This window comes from Cryobacterium sp., assembly GCF_026786305.1.
Classification (GTDB): domain Bacteria; phylum Actinomycetota; class Actinomycetes; order Actinomycetales; family Microbacteriaceae; genus Cryobacterium.
In genome coordinates this window covers 18,160-42,238 of the sequence record NZ_JAJAYI010000098.1, presented here as the reverse complement: position 1 = coordinate 42,238, position 24,079 = coordinate 18,160, and the positions used below count along the sequence as shown (strand labels likewise).

Below are 24,079 nucleotides of genomic sequence, written 5' to 3'. Positions count from 1 at the left end.
CCGTGAAGAAGGCGGCCAGTTCGGCCGCTGAATCCGCTGCGTCGACGACGATCGCGCCGAAGGCTGCGCCCACGTCGTGACCGGCCTGTTCATCACCCTCGAGGGCGGCGACGGATCCGGCAAGACGACGCAGGCGCAGTTGCTCACCGACTGGCTGGAAGAGCGGGGGCGCACCGTGGTACGCACCCGTGAGCCGGGAGGAACGGATGTCGGCGTCGAGATTCGGCAGATCGTGCTGCACCATCGTGGCGAGGTCGACCCACGCGCTGAGGCGCTGCTCTACGCTGCAGACCGAGCCCAGCACGTGGGCACCAAGCTACGGCCGGCGCTCGCCCGCGGCGATGTGATCGTGCAGGACCGCTACCTGGACTCCTCGGTCGCCTACCAGGGGGCCGGGCGCGTGCTCGGCGCCACCGAGGTGCGGGACCTGTCGCTCTGGGCCGCCGAAGGATTGCTGCCCGACCTGACCGTGCTGCTCGACCTCGACGAGGTCACCGCGCGGGCTCGGCTGGCCGCCGATGACAAGGTCTTTGACCGGCTGGAGGCCGAGGAGAACGACTTTCATGCCCGTGTGCGTGCCGAATTCCTGCGGCTCGCGGCCGTCGAACCCGACCGGTTCGTGGTGGTGGATGCTGCCGCCCCGGCCGCCGAGATCGCCGCCACCATCCGGGCCCGCGTAGCTCCCCTCCTCTAACCCCAGCGCTTCGACGCCTCCTCGTCTTACTGCCCGGTCCCGGAACGTGGGAAACGCAACGCGGCGGTGTCGGCGGGGCGGGTTACCCTTGACTCATGGCAGTGTGGGACAACCTAACGGGACAGGCCGACGCAATCGCCATCTTCCGGGCGGCGGCGCAGAGGGTGCCGAGTGCCGTCGATGCCGGCGCCGCCACCGCCACCGCCACCACCGCCGAGTCGACCTCGATGACGCACGCCTGGCTCATTACCGGGCCGCCCGGTTCAGGCCGCTCCAACCTCGCCTTCGCCTTCGCGGCGGCCCTGCTCAGCCCGGGCACACCCGACGGCGACCTCGCGGCCGCTCGTCAGGTCGACGCGCGCACCCACCCCGACCTCAGCGTGCTCACCACCGAGGGCGTCATCATCAAGATGGAATCCGTCAAGGAGGCCGTCGCTCGCTCGCAATATTCCCCGTCGGTCGGTCGGTACCGGGTCGTCGTCGTCGAAGACGCCGACCGCATGGTTGAACGCACCTCCAACGTGCTCCTGAAAGCCCTCGAGGAGCCGCCGGAGCGCACCGTGTGGATTCTCTGTGCGCCGAGCGAAGCAGACCTGCTCCCCACCATTCGCTCGCGGGTGCGCACCGTGCGCCTGCGCGTACCGAGCGTCGCCGATGTCGCCGACCTGCTCGTGCGGCGCAACGGCGTCGACCCGGTCATCGCCGAGCTGAGCGCCCGCCTCGCTCAAAGCCACATCGGCATGGCCCGGCGGCTCGCGACCAATGCCGACGCGCGGGCACGGCGCGAGGAGACCCTGCGCACCGCCCTGGGCATCCGCTCGGTATCATCGGCCGTCAACGCGGCGGCGCGGCTGCTCGCGATCGCCGGTGACGACGCCAAGGCGATCACCCTCGAACTGGATGCCGCGGAGCGCGACGGCATGCTGCGCTCGCTCGGTGTCGAGGCCGGACAGTCCGTGCCGCCGGGGCTGCGCAGCCAGATCAAGGCCCTCGAAGACGACCAGAAACGCCGGGCCGTGCGCAGCCTGCGCGACGGCATCGACCGTATCCTGGTCGACCTCGCTTCGCTCTACCGGGACGTCTGCATGGTGCAACTCGGCCGCGACCGGTCAGTGATCAACCTCGAACTGCTCGCTGAGCTGCGCACCGCAAGTGCCGCCAGCGCCCCCGCGGCCACGGTCGCCACCATGGACGCGATTGCCCTGGCCCGCCAGCGTATCCAATCCAACGTCGCCCCGGCTCTCGCCCTTGAGGCGATGCTCGTGTCGGCGATCCGCCGCCCACACTGACTCTCAGCCACTGTCGGTAGCCTGAACCACAGCATCCGCTTCACGCCATGAAAGAGGAATCCGTTGAACCGACGCATCCGCGCCACTAGCATCACGGCCGCCGCCCTGGCGCTCACGCTCGCCCTAATCGGATGCTCCGCCCAATCGACAACGGATGCCGGCCCGAACAAGTCCACCCCCACCGGCGAGCAGGTGGCGAACGACCTCGATCCGTTCTACAGCCAGGTGTTGCAGTGGGACGACTGCGGTGACGGACTGCAGTGCGCCGACGCCAAGGCGCCACTCGACTACTCCGACCCGGCCGCCGGCGACGTGTCGCTGGCTCTGATTCGCCACGTCGCCACCGGCGGCGACCGTATCGGCTCGCTGCTCGTGAACCCCGGCGGGCCGGGTGCTTCCGGTTACGACTTCATCAAGGATTCCCTCGACTACGCGACGGACGCCACCCTGCAGGCGAGCTTCGACATCGTCGGGTTCGACCCCCGCGGCGTGGGGCGCTCCTCGGCGGTGTCCTGTTACGACTCGGCCCAGATGGACGAATACATCTACGGACTGACTGTGGCGGAACGCGGCACGGACGCCTGGATCGCTGAGCTTTCGGCTTCCGCCGACGCATTCGCGGCGGCGTGCGCCGAGCAGACCGGCCCATTGCTCGGCACGGTCGACACGAAGAGCGCCGCCCGCGACCTCGACCTGCTGCGCGCCGTGCTCGGCGACACACACCTGAACTATCTCGGCTTCTCCTACGGCACCTACCTCGGCGCTACCTACGCCGAACTCTTTCCCGAGAAGGTCGGCCGCCTCGTGCTCGATGGCGCCGTCGACCCCTCGACCAGCAACTTCGAGGTGACCAAGACCCAGGCGGTGGGCTTCGAGAACGCCCTACGCGCCTATCTCACGGACTGTCTGGCGGGCAAGAACTGCCCCTTCCGTGGCAGCGTCGACAGTGCGATGACGACGATCGGCGCGCTACTGAAATCCGTTGACACGAGCCCCATCATGGCCACGGATGGCCGTCAACTCGGCGGAAACGCGCTGCTCACCGCTATCATCTACCCGCTCTACCAAGCGACCGCGTGGCCACAACTGAGCGGCATGTTCGACACCGTGTTGCACGGCAGCGCCGACGGCGCTTTTCAGTTCGCCGACGCCTACAACGGCCGCGACGCCGACGGCAACTACAGCGACAACTCGACCGAATCGTTCACGGCCATCAACTGCATCGACTACGCCTACAACGCAGACCCGACCGTGATGCGGGCCCAGGCTGCCGAGCTTGAGGCTGCGGCACCCGTGATCGGCCAGTTCATGAGCTTCGGCGACATCGGCTGCGCCGATTGGCCATACAAGTTCACCGGCGAACGCTCCGAGATTCACGCGCCCGGAGCGGCACCCATCTTGGTCGTCGGTACCACCAACGACCCGGCAACCCCGTACGTCTGGGCGCAGCAGCTGGCCGCACAGCTCGACAGTGGCAGCCTCGTGACCTATACCGGCGAGGGGCACACCGCCTACAACAAGTCGAACTCCTGCGTCAACAACGCCGTCGACTCGTATCTCGTTGACGGAATCGTGCCGGCCTCCGATCCGCAGTGTTAGCCGCCGTGGCCGATATGCGCGCTGTGAGACAGTTGGAGCCTGTCGATCGAAACTGAATTGCCCGGACTGCGGGAGCGCAAGCGCCTCGCCACGCGGCGGGCCGTGCAGCACGCCGTGCTGACCCCGTCTCGCCAGCGTGGCTTCGACCGCGTCACCGTCGAAGACAGTTAATTCTTCGTCGCTCGCGGCCCCAACACTGACGTGATGACGACCCAGCCGAGCTGCCCCAGCGCGCCCTTTTGTTCACGCTCGTGGCCGTGGCCGCGATTGGTCATGCCTGGCACGCGTGGGCTGAGGGCGGCGGTGCGAGCCCGCTGTCGGAGCGTGGATGCCTCATTCGCCGAGGTGTACAGAATCACTCGCAGAAACGACTAGGCTTGATTGCTGTGTCACCGAGTGCCTGAGGGGGCGTTCTGGTAACGCCGCCTTAGCTCAGTTGGTAGAGCATCTCACTCGTAATGAGAAGGTCGTCAGTTCGATTCTGACAGGCGGCTCCACGAAACAGCTTGGTCCTACCGGGTTTTCCGGAACGAAGTCGTGAACCAATCTCGACGATTTTACCCGACGCGTTGTCAATACCCCTTCTGGTGGAATTCTGATAGGCAGTGGCCTGTCAGGTTCGGCACGAGGAATTTACCCTGATGAGCATGGTCTGACGCAACGCTCATCGAGGGCCGCCTCGGGAAAGAAGCTGTGGGTTTCGGCGGGGCACCGGCGGACGGGAAGCAGGTCGCCCGATTGAGCACCTGCGCCCCCACTTGATAGGACAGGGTTGAGCGTTCAGTCTGAGTGTCAGACGTTGGTTCAGCCGGTCAGGGGCCGGCGCCCCGTCGTGAAGCGCACGCGCTGCTCCAGCGTGAAGCCGCCGCGGGGATCGCGCGCCGCTTCGAGCCGCTCGGCGGCCAGCGCCAGAACGGCGTCCCGGTCCGGTTCCGGCACCGCCAACCAGTGCGACAACTGTCCGTGCGACATTGACCAGCGACGCCACTGGTCGACATCGTTGAAATGCACCGGCAGATCGATATGAGTGGTGCGAGCACTGTCGAAACCCGCAGCTGCGAACAGAGCCTCGACCCCGGCATCCGTTGCGAATGGGCCACGGATGCCGCTCGTGCGGGCGTCGAGCAGCTGCGGTGGAAGGTACCTCGTAAAGACGTCGTCAAGGTCTTCCCACGCCGGGTCTCGGGGGCCGAAGGTGGAGACCCCGAGGCGGCCGCCCGGCACGAGTAGGTCCCACCAGGCGCGGAGAGCGACGCCCGGCTCGGGCAGGAAGAAGAGCACGAGCGAAGCGATGGCGAGGTCGTACGACGCTGGCGGCAGGCCCGGGTTCGAAGCATCAGCCACGAGGAGGGTCACGGTGCGCAGGCCGCGAGCCGTGGCGTCACGATGGGTTGCCGAGACCATCTGCTCGGCGAGGTCGAGCGCGGTCACGCGGCCGGTCGGCCCGACGGCCTCGGCGAGCGGCCATAGGGCGGCGCCGCGACCGGTGCCGAGATCGAGGGCGCGTTCGCCCGTTCGGGGCACTGATTCGGCCACGAGCCGCTCGGCGATCGGCGCGAACCACGGCACTCCGACCGCATCGTAGGTGTCGGCCACCCGGTTGAACAGGCCCGCCACCCGGGCGCTCATCTCTGCCGCTCGTGCGTGTTCCATGGGCACAGTCTGGCCCGCGCGCGCGTTCGGCGAAAGGTGCGGTTTCAGTGCATTGCGCAGCCCGTCGATGAGGTGGTGGCGTTCCGCAATGAAGCGTGCTGGTCTGACCGCTGTGATGATGGCTCCGTGCTCGTCGGGGAGCGACCTCATGCGTGCCTAATGCCATATTGATATTCATCGATACAAAAGGTCAGGCTGAGGTCAGCGACACGAGGGAGATCGACATGGCGGCCATCCGAATCTATGAGCCGACATTGTGCTGCGACACCGGGGTGTGTGGTGTCGACGTTGACCAGTCCCTCGTCGAGGTCACGGCAACCGTGCGCAGCAGGCACGATCTCGGTGCAGACATTCAGCGTCATAATCTGGCCACCAATCCACTCGCTTTCGCCACGGATGAGACCGTGCGGGCGTTCCTGAACGTCGTCGGTTCCGCCGGGCTACCGCTGACCGTCGTCGACGGCGTTACCGTCGCGACCGGCGCCTACCCCTCCAAGGCTCAGCTGCTCGCCTTCGCCGGCCTCGCCGCTGCCGTTGTCGGTGAAGCGCCGACCGACCGCCCCCAGCTCGGGTTGGCCGCGAAATCTGATAGCGGATGCTACGGCGGCGCTACCGCCTGCTGTTGACACCGTGACTTGCAGAGCATGAAATTTCTCCGCAACCCGCCGCGATTTCTTTTCTTCACCGGCAAGGGGGGCGTGGAAAAAACATCCGTTGCCTGCGCCACAGCCATCGAACCGGCCGAACGCGGTTGCCGCGTGCTGCTGGTGAGCACCGACCCGGCCTCCAACAGTGGGCAGGTCTTCGGTGACACGATCGGTAACACGGTCACTCCGATTGGCGCTATTGCCGGCTTGCGCGCGTTCGAGATCGACCCCGAACAGGCAGCCGATGCCTATCGGGAACGCATTCTCGCCCCGGTTCGCGAACTGCTGCCGGAGCGCGAGCTTGCGAGCATTCTCGAGGGCGTATCCGGCTCGTGCACGACCGAGGTCGCCTCGTTCGACGGGTTCACCAACCTGCTCACCGATGACAGCCGGCTGGAGACGTACGATCACATCGTGTTCGATACCGCGCCGACCGGGCACACCATCCGCCTGCTGCAACTGCCCGGCTCGTGGACCGAGTTTCTCGACGCCGGTTAGGGTGATCCGAGCTGCCTCGGCCCGCTGTCCGGGCTGGAGAAGCAGAAGAGGGTGTACGCCGCAGCGGTCGCCGCCCTCTCCGACCCCGAACGCACCCGCCTGGTGCTCGTCGCGTGCGCCCAGGCATCCGCCCTGGCGGAGATCGATCGAACCTGTGACGAATTGCAGCAAATCGTCATTCTCGGTGGCTACGTCGTGATCAACGGAGTGCTTCCACCAGCGCGGAAACTGAAGCGATAGCGATAGCGGTGCGAAACCGGGAGTCGGTCGCGCTGAACGGTATTCCCACACGTTTGGTGGCCCTGCCGCGGGACATTCTCGAGCTCAAAGCCGGCAACATGATGGGCGTCGGGGCGCTCCGTACCCTGTTTCAGACCGATATCGATGGCGCCGTGCCACCGAAAATCACTGTCGACGTGCCGGATGCCCCGCTCGGCCACGTCGTCGACGAACTGGAGCAGGCCGGTCACGGCCTGATCCTCTGCATGGGACGAGGCGGAGTCGGCAAGACCATGTTCGCGGCGGCGATCGCCGTCGCCCTCGCCCAGCGCGGCCACGCCGTGCACCTGACGACGACGGACCCGGCAGCCCATCTGGTCGACACCCTGCACGGAAGCCTGCCCGGGCTGCGCGTCTCGCGTGTTGACCCGGTCGAGGCGGTTCGTGAGCATCGGGAGCGCCTGATGGCGACCAAGAGTAAAAACCTCGACGATGATGGTCGGGCCGCCCTGGCCGAAGATCTGCTCTCGCCGTGTACCGACGAGGTCGCGGTTTTTCGGCAGTTCTCGAAGGCCGTTCACGAATCACGTCACGAATTTGTCGTCGTCGATACTGCCCTGACCGGCCCTACCCTGCTGTTGTTGGACGCCACCGGTCGTACCATCGGGAAATTTCACGCCAGATGGGGGAGGGCCTGTCGATCGTGACCCCGTTGATGCGTCTGCAGGATGCGGCCCTGACGAAGGTATTGTTGGTGACCCTCGCCGAGACGACCCCGGTGCTCGAGGCCGAGAGCCGGCAACAGGATCTCAACCGCGCCGGAATTCAGCCGTGGGGCTGGGTGGTCAATGATTCCATCGTCGCCGCACACCCCGAAACGCCGTTCCTGCAAGCGCGCGCCGCCAACGAAGCCACCCAGATCAGGGCCGTATTCGCCCGCGCCGACCGCGTTGCCATCGTTCCGCTGTTGGCTGAGGGACCGATCGGCGTCCATAGGCTCGCCGCCCTCACAGCGCTGGCCCCGCAACCCGCCTAGGTCACGTGGGCAGACTGGCGGCGACCAGACCTGATCGCCGCCAGTCAGCGGGCCATTCCGGGGTGCACCCGAACAACGGTGATCTTCTTGGTGGGGTGAACGGTCTGCGTGGGCGCCCGAGAGAAGCCCTTTGCTCCCTCGAGGCGGTTCTGCCCGCGAAACTCGGCCAAGGCGCCATCGTAGATGGAGTTCAGCTGGGCTCCGGTGAACTCCTCCTGGGCGCCCTCGGTGAAAGTGATGCTGATGAGCGAGTTATCGGGAAAGTGCCGGTTCATGCGGATGAAGCCATCGGCATCCTGCTGCAGGGTGATCATTGCTCTAGTGTGACCTATAAATTACACACCGAGTAAATTGTCCAGTGCGGTGGTTCGTGCGGTTAAATCAAGTCATGACTCGTTCACCGGCCACCGCACAACGGCTCGTTCTTGTCGTCGCAGTGCTCGCCTCTTTCATAGCCTTTCTCGACGGCACCGTCATCAATGTGGCCCTCCCGGCGATCACCCGCGAGCTCGGCGGCGGCATTGCGACCCAGCAGTGGGTCGTCGATGCGTACCTCATCACCCTTGGCGGCGTCATCCTGCTGGCCGGTTCACTCTCCGACGCGTTCGGGCGTAAACGGGTGCTGTTTTGGGGTCTGGTGGGGTTCGCCGCGGCATCCGTTCTCTGCGCTGTGGCACCGAGCGCTTCCTTTCTCATTGGCGCGCGTGGGTTGCAGGGCGTGGCTGGCGCCCTGCTGGTACCGAGCTCGCTCGCCCTCGTTTTCAGCACGTTCTCGGGCTCCGGCCAGGCTCGCGCGATCGGTACCTGGACCGCCTGGACCAGCACTGCATTCATCGCGGGCCCGCTCATCGGCGGTCTGCTGGTCGACCTCTCATCCTGGCGACTGGTGTTCGCCATCAATATCGTGCCGATCGCGGCGACTCTGGTTCTGCTGGCGCGTCTTCCGGGCGATCGGGCAGCGGATGCCGGCACCCGCGTTGATATCATCGGCGCCGTTCTCGGGGTGCTCGGTCTCGCGCTGCCCGTCTTCGCGCTCATCGAACAGGCAAACTTCGGGTGGGGAAGCCCGGTCATTCTGGTGCCGCTCTCGGTTGGTCTGTTATGTTTTGCCGCGTTCATCTGGCACGAGAGACGCACCCGAAAGCCCATGATGCCGCTCAGTTTGTTTCGGGTGCGCAACTTTTGGGTGGGAAACGTGGCTACGACCCTGATCTATGCGGCGTTGTCGCTCGGTTCGTTCATTCTCGCCGTCTTCCTGCAGCAGGTCGGCGGGTACTCCGCGACGCTGGCCGGCCTCGCGCTGCTGCCGGTGAGTATTCTGAGCATTGCCCTGTCGGGCGCCGTCGGACGGCTCGCCGGACGGTTCGGCCCGCGGCTCTTCATGTGCGTTGGCCCGATCACGGCCGGAACCGGCTTCTTCACCATGCTGCGTGTTGAACCGAGCGTCGCCTATGTCAGCCAGGTCTTGCCCGGCATTGTCATCTTCGGCCTGGGACTGACCATCACCGTCGCCCCACTGACCTCCGCCATCCTCGGCGCCATCGATCCGAGCCGGGCCGGCATCGCCTCGGCCGTCAACAATGCGGTGTCGCGGGTGGCTGGACTCGTGGCGATTGCAGCGGCAAGCATTATCGTCGGCCCGGTTCTTGACGTCGACGGGTTTCATCGGGCGGCCATTGTGACCGGAATCCTGCTGGTCGGCGGCGGAATCGTTTCGGGTCTCGGCATCCAGAACCCAGTGTCGGTGCCCGTGGATAAACTGCAGGCATGACGGCTCTCATCCGCTGGGGAATCCTGGCCACCGGCGGCATCGCCCACTCGTTCACCAACGATCTCGTGCAGAACGGCCACACGGTACAAGCGGTCGGGTCGCGCCGGCAGACATCAGCGGATGCGTTTGCCGTCGAATTAGGCATCCCCACCGCGCATGGCAGCTACGAAGCCCTCGTGAACGACCCCGAGGTCGACGTTATCTACGTGTCAACGCCGCATCCTTTTCACGCCGAGCACGCCACACTCGCATTGAACGCCGGCAAACACGTGCTGATCGAGAAGCCATTCGCACTCAACGCCCGCGAAGCCCGGCAGATCGTCGACCTCGCCGCGAGTAAGAACCTACTCGTGCTCGAAGCCATGTGGACCCGATTTCTGCCGCACATGGTGCGTATTCGGGAGATTCTCGCCGCCGGCACGCTCGGCGACGTGCGCAGCCTGCTCGCCGACCACACACAGGACCTACCCGATGACCCCGAGCACCGGCTCAATTCCCTCTCCCTCGGCGGGGGCGCGCTGCTCGATCTCGGCGTCTACCCGGTGAACTTTGCGAATGCCGTCTTCGGTGCGCCCGACTCGATTCTGGCCAGCGCCTCGTTCAAGTCCACCGGAGCGGATGCACAGGTCGCGACGATCTTTCGCTATCCCGGCGGCCAGATCGCCATGACATTCGCGGCGAGCGACACCCTCGGCCCGACGACGGCGTCGATCATCGGCACGCACGGGCGCATCGACATCGACGCCGTTTGGTATGCGCCGACCGGTTTTCGGGTGCTCGACAACGTGGGGACCATACTCGAGACCTTCACGGCGGCCGAGTTCACCGGCCGAGGGATGCACTTCGAAGCGGTCGAGGCTGAAGCCCTCATTCGCGCCGCAAAAGTTTCGAGCGCCATCATGCCGGCCGAGGAATCGGTCGCCATCATGACCACCCTCGACGCGGTGCGGGCCCTGATCGGACTGCGTTATCCGGGCGAATAGCCCGCCCGGCGGCGTGTCGGTTAGCATACGGAGGTGGACGAACCAGTGCAGAAACCCAAACCGGCTACGGCTGGCGCTGTCCCGCGCGGTGGGATCGCACGCGTCTTCGCCCGGTATCGGCGCCCCTGGCTGATTGCCGCCGGCGCCCTCGTGTTCGTGCTGCTGGGTAGTGGAGCTGTGTTTGCCGGCAGCCAGACCGGCGCGAATGAACGGGCGGCGGCATCCGCGGTGGCCATGCCTACGGCGACGCCAAGCCCGGCGCCGACCATCGACCCCGCCCGGCCGGTGCCCGCGGAGGCGACGACGGCCAGCCGACTGCGCACCTGCTCGGTCGCCGGGCTTGCCGCCGACACCCGCCTCGCCGATTTTCAGGCGCAGGTCAGGAACGCCACCACCGGTGAGGTGCTGTTCGATCGCGGCGGCACGACCTCCTCGCGCACGGCGAGTGTCATGAAGGTGCTCACCTCGGCCGCCGCGCTCAACGTGCTCGGCGACGACTATCGGGCCACTACCCGTGTGGTCAAGGGCGCCGAACCCGGCCAGGTTGTGCTCATCGGCGGCGGAGACCTCACCCTGTCGCGGCTGCCCACCGGTCAGGAACCGTTCTACACCGGCGCCGCCCACCTCGACGACCTCGCCACCCAGACCATGGTCGCCTGGGCTGCCGACCCGGCCAACCCGCCGATCACCTCCCTCGTGCTGGACTCCTCCTATTTCTCCGGCCCCGACTGGGACGACGGTTGGGCCCGCACCGAACTCGGCTTCGGCCACATGCCCGAAATTACCGCCCTCATGGTTGACGGCGACCGCAACGACCCCACCCGCAGCTCCTCCGCTCGCAGCGAAGACCCGATCATGCGGGCCGGGCAGGCCTTCGCCGACGCACTCGGCGGCGGGCTCACCATCAGCCAGGCCACCGCTCCCGCTGGCGCCGCTGAGCTCGGCGCCGTGCAGTCCGAGCCGGTGTCGACGCTCATCCAGCAGACGCTCATCGTGAGTGACAACACGATCGCCGAGATGCTCGCCCGTCTGGTCGCTATCGAAAACGGCGCCGGGAACTCCTTCTCTGCACTGCAGCAGGGCATCGTCGGTGGCCTCGCCGCCTACGGCATCGACACGACCGGCATGATCATCACAGACGGCTCGGGTCTCAGCCCCAACAATGCCGTGTCGCCCGCCTATCTGACCGCCCTGTTCATCAAGGTCAATGCCCGCGAAGGCAACCTCGGCGTGTTGTTCGACGGCCTGCCGGTCGCCGGCGGACCGAGTGGATCCCTCTCCTACAGCGACCGTTTCGCCGGTGCGAACTCCGCCGCCGACGGCGCGGTCTTCGCCAAGACCGGTTGGATCGATACCGGCTACACGCTCGCCGGCGTTATTCGCGCTGCCGACGGCACCCCGCTCACCTTTGCCGTCTACGCCATCGGCAACGTGAGCTCGAGCGCAAAAATCGCCATTGACACGTTGGCTACCGGATTTTTCCATTGCGGCGATAACTTGTCTAATAATTGACCGTGCAATAACTGACTTTCGAAGGAGACATCGTGACCCGCGCACTGTTCATCATCGACGTTCAGAATGACTTCACCGAGGGCGGCGCTCTCGGAGTTGACGGGGGCGGCGCCGTCGCGACGGGCGTGAGCGCGCTGTTGGCGCAGCATCCGCTCGCCTACAAATATGTGTTCGCCTCGCGCGACTGGCACGATATCGGCAACGACAACGGTGGCCACTTCGCCCGCGACGCGACGCCCGACTACGTCACGACCTGGCCGGTGCACTGCGTCGCCGGCACTGCAGGCGCCGAATATCACCGAAACCTCACAACGGATGCCGTGACCTTTCACATTCGCAAGGGCCAGGGTAAGCCCGCCTACTCAATCTTTGAGGGCACCACCGAGGCCGGGCAGACGGTCGGGGCGCTTCTGAGCGAGCACGGGGTGACGGACGTCGACATTGTCGGTCTCGCCACCGATTACTGTGTGCGCGCCTCCACCCTTGACGCCCTCGAACACGGCCAGCACGTGCGCGTGCTGACCGATCTCGTCGCCGGCGTGGCCGCAGAATCCACCGCGACCGCCCTCGCCGAGATGGCGCACGCCGGCGCGGTGTTCGCCGCGAGCGACGCCGTCGAGTGACCGATTTCGCTCGGCGGCTCGACGGAGTGCGCATCGCCTTTGACGCCACGCCGGGAGAGCGACCCGTTCTGCTCGTGCACGGGTTTGCCTCCACCGCAGCGGTCACCTGGGCCGGTTCCGGCTGGGTGCGTGCGCTGGGGGAGGTCGGGCGCGCCGCGATCACACCCGACCTGCGCGGCCACGGCCGCAGCGACAAGCCGCACCGCGTCGCCGACTACGCACCGCGGCAGCTGGCCGCCGACCTGGTGGCCGTGCTGGACTCTCTCGAACTCGATCAGGTCGACGTGATCGGCTACTCCATGGGGTCGCGAGTGGTGGCCGCGCTGGCCCAGCTTGCTCCCGAACGCGTGCGACGCCTCGTGCTCGGCGGAGCCGGCCCGCTCGAACTGTTCGCCACCTGGAATCTCGATGCCGTCAACCGGTTCGTGCTTTGTGGCGATCTGCCCACCGATCCGACCATCGTCGCGGTGCTCGGCCCGGCGATCGCCGCCGGCGCCGACCGTGACGCGCTGGTGGCGTGCGTGCAGGGGGTCGCGGGGTGCACGCTCGACGTGCCGGCGGGCATCCCGCAGCTGTTTGTGGGCGGCGGGGCCGATCCGATTGTGGCCGGTATTGCCGCGCTCGCGGCCCGGCACGGTGCCGAGTACCTCGAGCTGCCCGGTCGCACCCATCTGAACGCGCTGACGTCACGCGAGTTCAAGCAGGCCGCGCTGCAATTTCTGGCCTGACACTCGGCTTGCGCCGGCCTGCAACTGCACGCTGTGCGCGCGATGGCGGGTGGGCAGCGCTCTCGTGCAAGCGGTCCGGGATTCTCCCGCATACGGTGGAGCCACGGCGGGACTCACGGCGCCGCACTCAACGTGGAGGACTCATGACAACGAACGACACCCTGGCAACCCCGACGCTCGACACCCTCGACGGGCTGCTCGCCGCCATCACTCCCTCGACGGGCGAGACCCGCGAGATTTTCGACCCCGCAACGGGTGCTGTCGTGGGCCTCGCCCCGGTGCACACCGTCGACGACCTTGAAGCTGCCATTGCCGCAGCGACGCGGGCTCAACCGGCCTGGGCCGCCCTCGGCCACGACGCGCGCAGCGCCGTTATGCTGCGTGCCGCTGACGCAGTCGACGCCGCAGCCGAGGCTCTGGCCCAGTTGCTCTCGCGCGAACAGGGCAAACCGCTCAACGGACCCAACGCGCGCTTCGAAGTGGGCGCCGTCTCCGCCTGGCTCCGCACCGCGGCCGCGACCCCACTGGACTCCGAAGTGCTCATCGATGACGGCACCACCCACGCCGCGATCACCTACCGCCCGATCGGTGTCGTCGGCGCGATCGGCCCGTGGAACTGGCCGATGTTGATCACGACGTGGCAGATCGCCCCGGCGCTGCGCATGGGCAACGCCGTCGTGGTCAAGCCGTCCGAGTACACGCCGCTGAGCGTGCTTGGGCTCGTTGCTGTACTCAATCAGGTGCTGCCCGAGGGGCTCGTCACCGTCGTTTCCGGCGGCCGCGATATCGGAGCCGGCCTCGCCGTGCATCCCGGAATCGGCAAGGTCATGTTCACCGGATCGACGGCAACAGGCAAGGCCATCATCAAGAGCTCGGCCGACACGGTCAAGCGCCTCACCCTGGAACTCGGCGGCAACGACGCTGGCATTGTATTGCCCGACGCCGACCCGGAGGCCATTGCTGAAGGACTGTTCTGGGGTGCTTTCATCAACACCGGCCAGACCTGCGCCGCGCTCAAACGCCTCTACGTGCACGACGACATCTACGACGCGGTCTGCGACGCACTGACAGCGGTCGCCGCGAAAATGCCGATGGGTGTCGGAATCGACGAGAACAATGTGCTCGGCCCGCTGCAGAACAAGGCGCAGTTCGACATCGTTGCGGGACTCGTGCAGGCCGCGAAAGACTCAGGAGCCCGCGTACTCATCGGCGGTGACCCCGACCTGGAGGCGCCCGGCTTCTTCTACCCGACCACGCTGATCGCGGACATCGACGACGACAACCCGCTCGTGAGTCAGGAGCAATTCGGGCCGGCGCTTCCGATCATTCGCTATACCGACCTCGACGATGTCATCGCGCGCGCGAATAGCGTTGATGTAGGGCTCGGCGGCTCGGTGTGGTCGAGCGACCTCGTGGCGGCCCGTGCGGTCGCCGCGCGCCTGGAGACCGGCACGGTCTGGATCAACGCGCACGGCGTCGTGCACCCGATGATTCCATTCGGCGGGGCGAAGCAGTCCGGCTACGGCCTCGAGTTCGGTGTCGAAGGCCTCAAGGCTCTGGGCGTGCCGCAGGTCATTAACGGATAAACATTTGCTCAGCCACCACAAGGAGCCCTCGTCAATGACGAGGGCTCCTTGTGGGTGCCCCGCGCCGCGCATTAGCAATAGGGAGCACGAAGGCCTGGCCTGACCGAAAGCGAAAACTCAAAAAATGTCGTGCGGAGTGCATCCAAGCGCACGATGGGACCGGTAGGAGTGTGTGTAAGCATCCCCTGCCACGGTGACTCGCGCCGGGCAACAAATAGGAGGTTCTCATGCGCAAGTTACTCAGCACCGGCATCGCGGCGGGCGCGCTCATCGCTCTCGTCGGCGTGACCCCGGTTACCGCCGCTGAAGGAGACGCCAAACTGTCCGTGTTCCACGGCGTTCCCGGTCTCACCGTGGACGTGTACGTCAACGGTGCTCTCACCCTCGACAACTTTGAGCCCGGCGCCCTCGCTGGTCCGCTCGAACTCGCACCCGGCACCTACTCGGTCGCCATCACGGCCGCGGACGCTGCAGATGCCAGCTCACCGGCCATCGGCCCGGTCGACCTCGCCCTGGCAAGCGGCATGAACTACACCGCCGTGGCCCACCTGGCTGCCGCCGGTGCGCCAACCGCCACACTGTTCACCAACGACACTTCCACCCTCGCCGCCGGTGAAGGACGACTCACTGTGCGCCACGTGGCAGCGGCACCCGCCGTCGACGTGCTCGCCGGTGGTACACCCGTCATTACGAACCTGGTGAACCCCGCCGAGTCGTTGCTGACTCTGCCGACCGCAACGATCTCCGCGTCCGTCGCGGCGACCGGAACCACGACGCCGGTGATCGGGCCGGCCGACGTGAACGTGGCTGAAGGTGTCAACACCATCGTCTACGCCTGGGGCAGCCTTGCGGACAACAACCTCGCGCTCGGCCTGCAGACCATCACCGGCCTGCACTCCACTCCCGGCAGCATCCCGGCCGGTGAGGCAGGCCTCGCCGCCACCAACCAGCCGGTGGCTCCCGCCGCGCTCTGGCTCGGCGGTTCGTCGCTCGTGCTGCTTCTCGGCGTGGTCATCGCCGCCACACTGCGGGCGCGTCGCACCGCGACGTCGAAGGGCAACTGACCACCATGGGCACGGGGAGAGCCGGATCGAGGCGCGCCGCCATTCTCGCGCCGGCTCTCCTGGCGCTCGTGATCAGCGGATGCTCCGCCGCACCATCCACACCGGCCCCGTCGTCGTCGCCATCGGTATCCGTTTCACCGCTCGCGCCGCCACCCGCGCCGCCACCCGCGCCGGTCATCGATGTACCCACGGTCGATGCCAGCCTGGCCAACCAGCGACCAGCGGCCGCGGCACCCACGCGCATCCGCATCCCGTCGCTCAACATCGACATGACCGTTGAACCCGCAGGACTCGACGCCGTCGGATCGATGGCGCTCGCGGCCAACCCCGACATCGCATCGTGGTACCGCTTTGGTCCAGCACCCGGCGCCGAGGGAGCGACGGTGATCGCGGCCCATGTGGACTCACTGCGATACGGGCTCGGCCCCTTCGCGAGACTGGCCGATGCGCCGGCCGGTACCGAAATCATGGTGTCGTCCGATGACGGCGTCGAACACCGGTATGCGCTGGAATCGGTGCAGTCCACCGGCAAACCCGAGGTGCCATGGGCCGCAGTTTTCGACCGTACCGGGTCGCCGCGCCTCACCCTCGTGACCTGCGGAGGAGAATTTAACTACACGACACGGCAGTACCAGTCGAATATCGTTGTCACCGCGATCCCGGTGGCGTAGCAGGGGTCGCTATGCTGATGAACACAAACCCCGCGGGTTCACCGGTCACCGGCCAAAGAGACGCGCATCCGACGACACGTCCTGCCCCCAGGAGCCATTCTCACCCCGTGACGCAGCCCGACGACAGCACGAGCCACAAGAATGTGGATTCCCTCAGCGCGGCTGAAAACAATTTTGCCGTCCTCGAGGCGGACCGGCGGCTTGTCGAGAGGTTCCGCGATGGTGACGAGCGTGCTCTCGCGGAGATGTACGCCCGCTGGTCGGCGCTCGTCTTCACGGTCGCCGTCCGGTCGCTCGGTGACCATACCGAAGCCGAGGATGTGCTGCAGAAAGTTTTCATCGCCGCCTGGCGTGGTCGGCATACCTTCGATCCTGACCGGTCCCGATTGCCCGCCTGGCTGGTGGGAATCACCCGGAACGCGGTTGCGGATGCCCACAGAGCGCGCACCCGACGCCGCCAAGTAGAAGGCGTGGCTGCAGGGTACGTTCCCCTCGTGCAGCCCGATGATTCGATTGCGGTGGCCGACCAAGTGCTCATGCGCGAGGAACTCGAGCGGCTCGAGGCCGTTCCCCGGCAGGTGATGAAACTGGCCTTCTACGAGGATCTCACGCACGTACAGATTGCCGACAGCCTCGGACTGCCGCTCGGCACCGTGAAGAGCCATATCCGCAGGAGTCTGAGCCGTCTCAAAACTAGACTGGAGGTGAGCTATGACGCATTTTAATCCCGACGATCTCGCCCTGATCGCCCTGGCCGAGCTTGAGCCCACGCCCATGGAACGCGAACACCTCGCGGTCTGTACCGAGTGCGCCAACGACCTCCTCGCCCTGCAGCACACCGTTGCGGTGGGCCGCTCAGCCCCCGGCGCCCGGCTCATCACCCCTGATGCCGGTGCATGGAGCCGCATTCACTCCGAACTGGGCTTGTCTGCCGCGATGGCTTCCCTTCCCGCGCTGACGGATTCTTCAGACGCCGTGCCGACAACCGCCGTGCCGACAACCGCCGTGCCGACAACCGCCGTCGTTACCGGTGTGTCGCCTGCGCCTGCCCCGGCATCAACCCGGCCATCTGCCCGGCAACCGGCCCCGGTCGTGGCGATATCCCGCGCCCGTCGCCGGTGGATCCCGCTCGCGGCCGCAACGGTGATCGGCCTCGTGGCCGGCTATGGAGCGAGTAGTTGGTGGCCCGATTTCGGTGGCGGGCCATCCGTTGTCGCTCGCGCAAAGCTCGAACCGCTCCCGGGCTGGAGCGCGACCGGGCAGGCATCCGTTGAGGAGACTTCGTCTGGCCAGCGTGATGTGCTGGTCACGTTGAACCCCTCGGTTGCCCCATCCGTGGACGCCCCCCTGCGCGAGGTATGGCTGCTCAGCACGGATGCAACGAGGCTGGTGAGTCTTGGTTTTCTCACCGGCACAACCGGCCGCTTCGTGATTCCCGCCGAAATTGATCTCGCGGAATACCCGCTCGTGGATGTCTCCGCAGAGCCCAACGACGGCATGCCAGCGCACTCGGCGGACTCGGTCGTGCGCGGTGAACTCCACTCGACCTGACGAGCCGAATGCGCCGGGCCCACGTTCCGGGCCCGCGCCCCGTGCATGAGCTAGAGGGTGGTGCCTAGTTTGAAGCCGGCGACCTCGTCGTCTTTACGGGTGTAGGAGAAGCCGTCGGCCCCGACGGTCACGGCCATTTCGCTCGACTCGGTGCGCTCGATGACCGGCTGGGGCGTGCCGTCGAGGTCGAGCACGAGCGAGGCTTCGGTGTACCAGCTGGGCACGACGGGGTTGCCCCACCAGTCGCGGCGCTGGTTGTCGTGCACGTCCCAGGTGACGACCGGGTTGTCGGGGTCGCCGGTGTAGTAGTCCTGGGTGTAGATCTCGACGCGGTGGCCGTCGGGGTCGCGCAGGTAGAGGTAGAACGCGTTCGAGACACCGTGCCGGCCAGGGCCACGCTCGATCAGGTCGCTTTTGCGCAAAGCGCCGAGCTTGTCGCAGATGTAGATGATGTTGTGCTTCTCGTGCGTGGAGAATGCGATGTGGTGCATGCGCGGCCCGTTGCCGCCGGTGAGAGCGGTGTCGTGCACGGTGTCCTTGCGACGCATCCAGGCCGCGTAGGTCACGCCGTCGGAGTCCTGGATGTCTTCGGTGACGCGAAAACCCAGGTCTTCGAGGTATGTGCGACCGCGGCCGACGTCGGGGGTGACCTGGTTGAAGTGGTCGAGCCGCACGAGTGCGCCCGGGCCCTGCAGGTCGTAGCGCCAGGCGAGGCGTTCAACGTGGGTGGTCGCGTAGAAGAACTCGTAGGGAAAGCCGAGCGGGTCTTCGACACGCACGCTGTCGCCGATGCCTTTCACAAAGCCCTCGGTGCGGCGTTCGGTGCGGCAGCCGAGTTCACGGTAGTAGGCCTCGGCCAGGTCGACGTCTTCGGGACTGCGCACCCGGAAAGCCATCGCGGCGACGGCGGCAATCGGACCCTGGCGCAGCACGAGGTTGTGATGGATGAACTCCTCGAAGCTGCGCAGGTAGATCTCGGTGTCGCTCTCCTCGGTGACGACGAGTCCGAGAATGTCGACGTAGAACTCGCGGGACGCGGCCAGGTCGGTCACAACGATGTCCATGTAGGCGCAGCGGAGGATGTCGGGTGGGGTCGCGGTGGGGGTGGGAACCGGGTTAGAAATGGTGGTCATAGGAATTCTCCTCGGTGAGATTCAATAATGGGAAAGTCATTGATCGAGCTCGTCGAGACCAGGTGGTCTCGACGGGCTCGACCGACGGTGCCTTAAGCGGATGCAGCGCGGCCGCCGAAGCGGGGCGTGTGCACGGGGGCGAGCGTGATGTGCACCGCCTGCGAGTCGGTGTAGAAGTCGATTGACCGGTAGCCGCCCTCGTGGCCGAGGCCCGAGGCCTTGACCCCGCCGAACGGGGTGCGCAGGTCACGCACGTTGTGCGAGTTGAGCCACACCATTCCTGCATCGACCGCTTGCGCGAAGTTGTGCGCGCGGGTGAGGTCGGTGGTCCAGATGTAGGCAGCCAACCCGTACTTCACTCCGTTGGCCAAGCCGAGCGCTTCGGCATCCGTGTCGAAGGGGGTGATGGCGACAACCGGGCCGAAAATCTCCTCCTGAAAGATGCGGGCGGTCGGGGCGACATCCGCGAAGACCGTGGGGGAGACGTAGTTGCCTTCGGCAAGCCCTGCGGGGCGGCCGCCGCCAGCGAGCAGACGCCCCTCGGTCTTGCCGATCTCAACGTAGTTCATTACCTTGGCGTAGTGCTCCGGATGCACGAGGGCGCCGACCTCGGTTTTCGGGTCGTGCGGGTCGCCGACCACGATGCTCTGGGCGCGGGCTGCGTAACGGGAGCAGAAGTCGTCGTAGATCGAGCGCTCCACCAGGATGCGGCTCGACGCGGTGCAGCGCTCGCCGTTCAGCGAAAATACGCCGAACAGGGTCGAGTCGATTGCGGCGTCGAGGTCGGCGTCGGCGAAGACCACGGCCGGCGACTTGCCGCCGAGCTCCATCGACATACCCTTGAGGTTCGCGGCGCAGTTGCGGTAAATGGTCTGGCCGGTGGTCGTTTCGCCCGTGAACGAGATGAGCGGCACATCTGGATGCTTGACCAGCGCGTCCCCGGCCTCCTCGCCGAGCCCGTTGACCAGGTTGAAGACGCCGTCGGGCACCCCGGCGGTGCGAAAGATTTCGGCCCAGAGGCTCGCCGAGAGGGGCGTGAATTCGGCCGGTTTCAGCACGACGGTGCAGCCGGAGGCGAGCGCCGGCGCGAGCTTCCAGCTTTCGAGCATGAACGGGGTATTCCAGGGGGTGATCAGCCCGGCGACGCCGACCGGCTTGCGGTTGACATAGTTGATCTGCTTTCCGGGCACCTTGAAGGTGTCGTCGGCCTGCGCCACGATCAGGTCGGCGAAAAAACGAAAGTTCTCGGCGGCGCGCTGCGCCTGGCCGAGCGCCTGCGTGATCGGCAGTCCGGTGTCGAAGGTTTCGAGCTCGGCGAGCCGGGCGTCCTGCGCTTCGACGGCGTCGGCGATCCGGTGAAGCACCCGGGCGCGAGCGCGGGGCAGCATGCGCGGCCAGGGTCCGTTGTCGAACGCCTCCTTCGCCGCGGCGACGGCTCGTGCGACGTCGGTCCTCTGGCCGGCGGCCGCGGTGGCGTAGGTCTGGTTCGACACCGGGTCGAGCACATCGAAGGTTTCGCCGCCGACGCTGTCAACGAATTCTCCACCGATGAAATGACGGATGCTGGTGGGCAGGTCAGCCGGCACGTAGTGCACCTGGGTGTTGGTTTCGATCATTGGGAAGCTCCTTCCAGGGCGAATCCGGCAGTGGACGTGAGGTAGTTTGAACCGGCGTTCATCAGTACGCGGATCTTGGCGAGCCCGCCGGGGGTCGGAGTGATCAGCGGGGGACGCACGAAGCCGCTCTCGATCAGGCCACGCTGGGCCATGACCCACTTGCCCGGTGCCGGGTTGGTCTCGACGAAGAGCAGGTCGACGAGCGGGTGCAGTCCGTAGTGAATTTTGCGGGCGGCGGCGAAATCGCCGGATTCCCAGGCCTCGAACATCTGCGCGACGGCAGCCGGCGCGATGTTGCTCGTGGCGCTGACAAAGCCGGCGCCGCCGAGGGCCATGAGCGGCAGGCAGAGCAACTCGAGGCCGCTCCAGACCAACAATTCGGGGCCGCACAGGTGCAGCACGCGGGAGAAATGCTCGAAGTCTTTGGTGGTCTCCTTCACGCCGACGAAGTTGTCGAAATCGCGAAAGAGTCGGTAGACCGTTTCGGGGGCGATGTCGACGGCGGTGCGGCTCGGCACGTTGTAGGCCACGATTGGCAGGTCGGGAAACTCCTCGCAGACGGTTTTGTACCAGACGTAGAGCGCCTCCTGGGTGGGGCGGGCGTAGTACGGCGTGATGATGAGCGCCGCGTCGATGCCGGCGTCACGGCCGGCCGCGGTCAGTTCGAGGGTCTCGTCGAGCTTGGTGGAGCCGGTTCCGGCCATGAAGTGCACGCGCTCGTCGATCGCGGTCGCGACGGTGCGAATGGCGGCGGCGCGCTCGGCGATGGTCTGCGAGCTGGGCTCGCCGGTCGACCCGCCGATCGAGATGCCGTGCGAGCCGGAGGCGATCTGCCAGTTGACCAGGTTGGTCAGACCGGCATGGTCGAGCGCGCCGTCGGCGGTAAACGGGGTCATCAGCGCGGCGATGGACCCGCGAATCTGGCTCGGAGTACTGCGGAACTTCATGAGGTGCCTTCCTTGGTACCGGTTCGAGAGAGGAGAAATGCGTTCAGGGTGGTCAGCCGATGGTCGCGCGCCGCGTGTTCGATGTCATGAGCGGATGCCCGCTGCTCTATCAGATCGAGAATGTGGTCGTGTTCGGCAACCGATTCGGCCGCGCGCCCCGGCACGAAGCCGAAGGTGGATTCGCGCAGCACCGACAACCGGTTCCAGCCGCGGTGCACGAGGTCGAGAATGTGCGGGTTGGGGCAGGTGCTGTACAGCTCGGAGTGAAAGTCACGGTTGAGCGTCGTGAAACTCGTCGGGTCGAAGTGCAGCAGCGTGTCGCGCATCTGGGCGTTGATCTGGCGTGCCCGCGCAATGGCGGCCGGACTCAAGGTCGGCGCCGACAGTGCGGTCGCCGCGCCCTCGACCAGGCCGAGGGTTTGCATGGTGTGCTGGTATTCGGTGGGATCGAGCATGGCCACCTGCGCCCCGACGTTGCGGGCGAAGGTCACGAGTCCCTCCGCTTCGAGGCGACGGATTGCTTCCCGCACCGGAACCGGGCTCATCGACGTATCCCGGGCGATCTGGTCGAGGACCAGTCGAAAACCCGGGCCGAAGGTGCCGTCGTTGATGCGGGTTTTCAGCCAGTCGTAGGCGAACTGGGCCTTGCCGATTGTCGGACGGGTGGCATCCGTTACTGCTGAAGGAGCCATGCGCGGTACCTCGCTCTCCACGCCGCGTTCATCGGGTAGAGGCCGTCGACGCCCTCGCCAGCGCCGACCATCTCGGCGATGAAGGTCTCTTCGCGTTCCTGCTCGATGCCGTCGGTGACGAGCTCGTCAATGAGGTGCGGCGGAATGACGAGCAGCCCGTCGGCGTCGCCGACGATGATGTCGCCGGGTTGAACGGAGGCCCCGCCACAGGCGATCGTGAGGTCGGTGTCCCACGGAACGTGGCGGCGGCCGAGCACGGCCGGGTGGCCGCCGTGGTGGTAGGTGGGCATATCGAGCGCCGTGACCGCGGCGAGGTCGCGCACGCCGCCGTCGGTGACGATGCCGGCGGCGCCCTGCACCTGGGCGCGGAGGGCGAGGATATCGCCGACCGTGCCGGTGCCGGTTTCGCCGCGCGCTTCGATCACGAGCACGTCGTCAACGCCGAGGCCGTCGAACGCGCGCTTCTGGGCGTTGTAGCCGCCGCCGTGCGCCGTGAAGAGGTCTTCCCGGTTAGGAATGAAGCGCAGGGTGCGGGCGCGACCGACCAGGCGCACGGTGGGGCGGGTGGAGTGCAGGCCGTCGATCGAGACGTTGTTCAGGCCGCGCTTGCGCAGCTGCGAGCTGAGCGTGGCGGTGCCGACGCTGTTGATGCGGACTTTGAGTTCCTCGGTGAGCACGAAGGGCGGGGCTGTCACCGGGCCGTTGGCTTCGACTGATCCCCAGGCTTCGGCCCGCTGCAGGTCGTCGATCTTCGGGCCGGCACCGAACGCGCCGAACTCGAACTTACCCTCGACCACCGGCGTGATCAGGCAGCCGGTGCTGGGCGCGCCGGGCATGGTCGGCGCGTCGACCTCGACCTCGACCACGTCGCCCGGCACGACGACCGAGGCGCCGGCGGGGGTTCCGGTGAGAATGACATCGCCGCGCTCGAGCGTGATCAGCTGGGACAGGTCGGCGACGAGGCGGCCGAAGCCAAAGAGCAGGTCGGCAGTGGTGTCGCTCTGCACGAGCTCGCCGTTGACCCAGGTTCGGATGCGCAGTTGTGTGGGGTCGATCGTCTCGGCCGCGATTACGCGCGGTCCCAGGGGAGTGAAGCCGTCTCCGCCCTTGGACCGCAGGTTCGAGCCCTTGTCGGCGTAGCGCAGGTCGTACACGCCGAAGTCGTTGGCCGCCGTGACCCCGGCAACGCCGCTCCAACCGTCCTCAACGCTCACGCCACGCAGGCGGCGACCGATGACCAACGCGATTTCGCCTTCGAAGGCGAGCAGTTCGCATCCTCGGGGTCGGACAATGGTGGCACCACTGGCCGCGACGCTCGTCGACGGCTTCAGAAAATAGGATGGCTGCTCGGGGGTGCGCCCACGCTGGGCGGCCCGGGAGGGGTAGTTGATGTGCACGGCGATCACTTTGCCGGGCCGACCCAGATAGGGCAGGGGTTCGGGGGTCATGGTATCCAATCGCGTCGTTGCACAACGTGCTCACGTGTCGTTGTATATGAAACCATATACGATTCATGGGTGGATGTCGAGAGTCGTCGTGGCCGCAGATCGCGCCGGCAGGCCGGCAC

General features: G+C 66.5%; 21 protein-coding genes, 1 tRNA gene and 1 pseudogene. 16 read left to right on the top strand and 7 right to left on the bottom strand.

The annotated features are described in order from the left end of the window. Window positions 1–31: 31 nt before the first annotated feature. The 4 genes from tmk (at window position 32) to LH475_RS12995 (ending at window position 4,079) form a co-directional block, all read left to right on the top strand. On the top strand, window positions 32–694 hold the full coding sequence (gene tmk / locus LH475_RS13010) for a dTMP kinase (RefSeq protein WP_196843721.1): 663 nt from the start codon (window positions 32–34) through the stop codon (window positions 692–694). A 95-nt stretch (window positions 695–789) separates the two neighbouring features. Continuing rightward, window positions 790–1,983 (top strand): DNA polymerase III subunit delta', encoded by a 1,194-nt coding sequence (locus LH475_RS13005; protein WP_196843602.1) that lies wholly within the window; start codon window positions 790–792, stop codon window positions 1,981–1,983. A 63-nt stretch (window positions 1,984–2,046) separates the two neighbouring features. Further along, on the top strand, window positions 2,047–3,582 hold the full coding sequence (locus LH475_RS13000; RefSeq protein WP_196843603.1) for an alpha/beta hydrolase: 1,536 nt from the start codon (window positions 2,047–2,049) through the stop codon (window positions 3,580–3,582). 421 nt (window positions 3,583–4,003) lie between these two features. After that, a tRNA-Thr gene (locus LH475_RS12995) sits at window positions 4,004–4,079 on the top strand. Window positions 4,080–4,386: 307 nt separating this feature from the next. Here the strand turns inward: LH475_RS12995 and LH475_RS12990 are convergent. After that, on the bottom strand, window positions 4,387–5,235 hold the full coding sequence (locus LH475_RS12990; RefSeq protein ID WP_196843604.1) for a methyltransferase domain-containing protein: 849 nt from the start codon (window positions 5,233–5,235) through the stop codon (window positions 4,387–4,389). 224 nt (window positions 5,236–5,459) lie between these two features. Between LH475_RS12990 and arsD the strand changes: the two genes are divergently transcribed. Continuing rightward, window positions 5,460–5,861 carry an arsenite efflux transporter metallochaperone ArsD gene (arsD, locus tag LH475_RS12985; protein ID WP_297414471.1) on the top strand — a complete coding sequence of 134 codons (402 nt, stop codon included), beginning with the start codon at window positions 5,460–5,462 and terminating at the stop codon, window positions 5,859–5,861. Between the two features lie 18 nt (window positions 5,862–5,879). After that, window positions 5,880–7,635: pseudogene (gene arsA / locus LH475_RS14595) on the top strand (arsenical pump-driving ATPase). Between the two features lie 44 nt (window positions 7,636–7,679). Here arsA and LH475_RS12965 read toward each other — a convergent pair. Beyond that, the gene (locus tag LH475_RS12965; RefSeq protein WP_196843606.1) at window positions 7,680–7,949 is read right to left on the bottom strand and encodes a hypothetical protein; all 270 of its coding nucleotides are present in this window, start codon (window positions 7,947–7,949) and stop codon (window positions 7,680–7,682) included. Window positions 7,950–8,023: 74 nt separating this feature from the next. On the opposite strand from LH475_RS12965, the gene LH475_RS12960 reads away from it, so the two are divergent. The 10 genes from LH475_RS12960 (at window position 8,024) to LH475_RS12915 (ending at window position 18,124) form a co-directional block, all read left to right on the top strand. Continuing rightward, entirely contained in the window at window positions 8,024–9,406 is a 1,383-nt protein-coding gene (locus LH475_RS12960) for a DHA2 family efflux MFS transporter permease subunit (protein WP_196843607.1), read from the top strand. Further along, window positions 9,403–10,389, top strand: a complete 987-nt coding sequence (locus tag LH475_RS12955; RefSeq protein ID WP_196843608.1) for a Gfo/Idh/MocA family oxidoreductase — start codon at window positions 9,403–9,405, stop codon at window positions 10,387–10,389. Before LH475_RS12960 ends, LH475_RS12955 begins: the two co-directional genes overlap by 4 nt. Before the next feature lie 33 nt (window positions 10,390–10,422). Next, window positions 10,423–11,901, top strand: a complete 1,479-nt coding sequence (locus tag LH475_RS12950) for a D-alanyl-D-alanine carboxypeptidase (protein WP_297414460.1) — start codon at window positions 10,423–10,425, stop codon at window positions 11,899–11,901. A gap of 32 nt (window positions 11,902–11,933) precedes the next feature. Further along, window positions 11,934–12,524, top strand: coding sequence for an isochorismatase family protein (locus LH475_RS12945; RefSeq protein ID WP_196843609.1), 591 nt, complete (start codon window positions 11,934–11,936; stop codon window positions 12,522–12,524). Next, on the top strand, window positions 12,521–13,252 hold the full coding sequence (locus LH475_RS12940; RefSeq protein WP_297414457.1) for an alpha/beta hydrolase: 732 nt from the start codon (window positions 12,521–12,523) through the stop codon (window positions 13,250–13,252). Before LH475_RS12945 ends, LH475_RS12940 begins: the two co-directional genes overlap by 4 nt. Window positions 13,253–13,395: 143 nt before the next feature. After that, window positions 13,396–14,838: an aldehyde dehydrogenase family protein gene (locus LH475_RS12935; protein ID WP_297414455.1), complete on the top strand. Its 1,443-nt coding sequence runs from the start codon at window positions 13,396–13,398 to the stop codon at window positions 14,836–14,838. Between the two features lie 227 nt (window positions 14,839–15,065). Next, complete coding sequence (locus LH475_RS12930) at window positions 15,066–15,902, top strand: DUF4397 domain-containing protein (RefSeq protein WP_196843611.1); 837 nt, start codon at window positions 15,066–15,068, stop codon at window positions 15,900–15,902. A 5-nt stretch (window positions 15,903–15,907) separates the two neighbouring features. Continuing rightward, on the top strand, window positions 15,908–16,573 hold the full coding sequence (locus LH475_RS12925) for a class F sortase (protein WP_297414452.1): 666 nt from the start codon (window positions 15,908–15,910) through the stop codon (window positions 16,571–16,573). Between the two features lie 107 nt (window positions 16,574–16,680). Further along, window positions 16,681–17,298 (top strand): sigma-70 family RNA polymerase sigma factor, encoded by a 618-nt coding sequence (locus LH475_RS12920; RefSeq protein ID WP_297414451.1) that lies wholly within the window; start codon window positions 16,681–16,683, stop codon window positions 17,296–17,298. Next, window positions 17,285–18,124, top strand: coding sequence for an anti-sigma factor (locus tag LH475_RS12915; protein ID WP_297414450.1), 840 nt, complete (start codon window positions 17,285–17,287; stop codon window positions 18,122–18,124). Before LH475_RS12920 ends, LH475_RS12915 begins: the two co-directional genes overlap by 14 nt. 50 nt (window positions 18,125–18,174) lie before the next feature. Here LH475_RS12915 and hpaD read toward each other — a convergent pair whose 3' ends face one another. From hpaD to LH475_RS12890, 5 genes are all read right to left on the bottom strand, one after another. Then, window positions 18,175–19,248, bottom strand: coding sequence for a 3,4-dihydroxyphenylacetate 2,3-dioxygenase (hpaD, locus tag LH475_RS12910; protein WP_297414478.1), 1,074 nt, complete (start codon window positions 19,246–19,248; stop codon window positions 18,175–18,177). Between the two features lie 101 nt (window positions 19,249–19,349). Beyond that, window positions 19,350–20,873, bottom strand: coding sequence for a 5-carboxymethyl-2-hydroxymuconate semialdehyde dehydrogenase (gene hpaE, locus LH475_RS12905; RefSeq protein WP_297414449.1), 1,524 nt, complete (start codon window positions 20,871–20,873; stop codon window positions 19,350–19,352). Continuing rightward, window positions 20,870–21,820: a 4-hydroxy-tetrahydrodipicolinate synthase gene (gene dapA / locus LH475_RS12900; protein WP_297414447.1), complete on the bottom strand. Its 951-nt coding sequence runs from the start codon at window positions 21,818–21,820 to the stop codon at window positions 20,870–20,872. Before dapA ends, hpaE begins: the two co-directional genes overlap by 4 nt. Then, the gene (locus tag LH475_RS12895) at window positions 21,817–22,512 is read right to left on the bottom strand and encodes a GntR family transcriptional regulator (RefSeq protein WP_196843616.1); all 696 of its coding nucleotides are present in this window, start codon (window positions 22,510–22,512) and stop codon (window positions 21,817–21,819) included. Before LH475_RS12895 ends, dapA begins: the two co-directional genes overlap by 4 nt. Next, on the bottom strand, window positions 22,494–23,960 hold the full coding sequence (locus LH475_RS12890) for a fumarylacetoacetate hydrolase family protein (RefSeq protein ID WP_196843617.1): 1,467 nt from the start codon (window positions 23,958–23,960) through the stop codon (window positions 22,494–22,496). Before LH475_RS12890 ends, LH475_RS12895 begins: the two co-directional genes overlap by 19 nt. Between the last annotated feature and the right edge of the window lie 119 nt (window positions 23,961–24,079).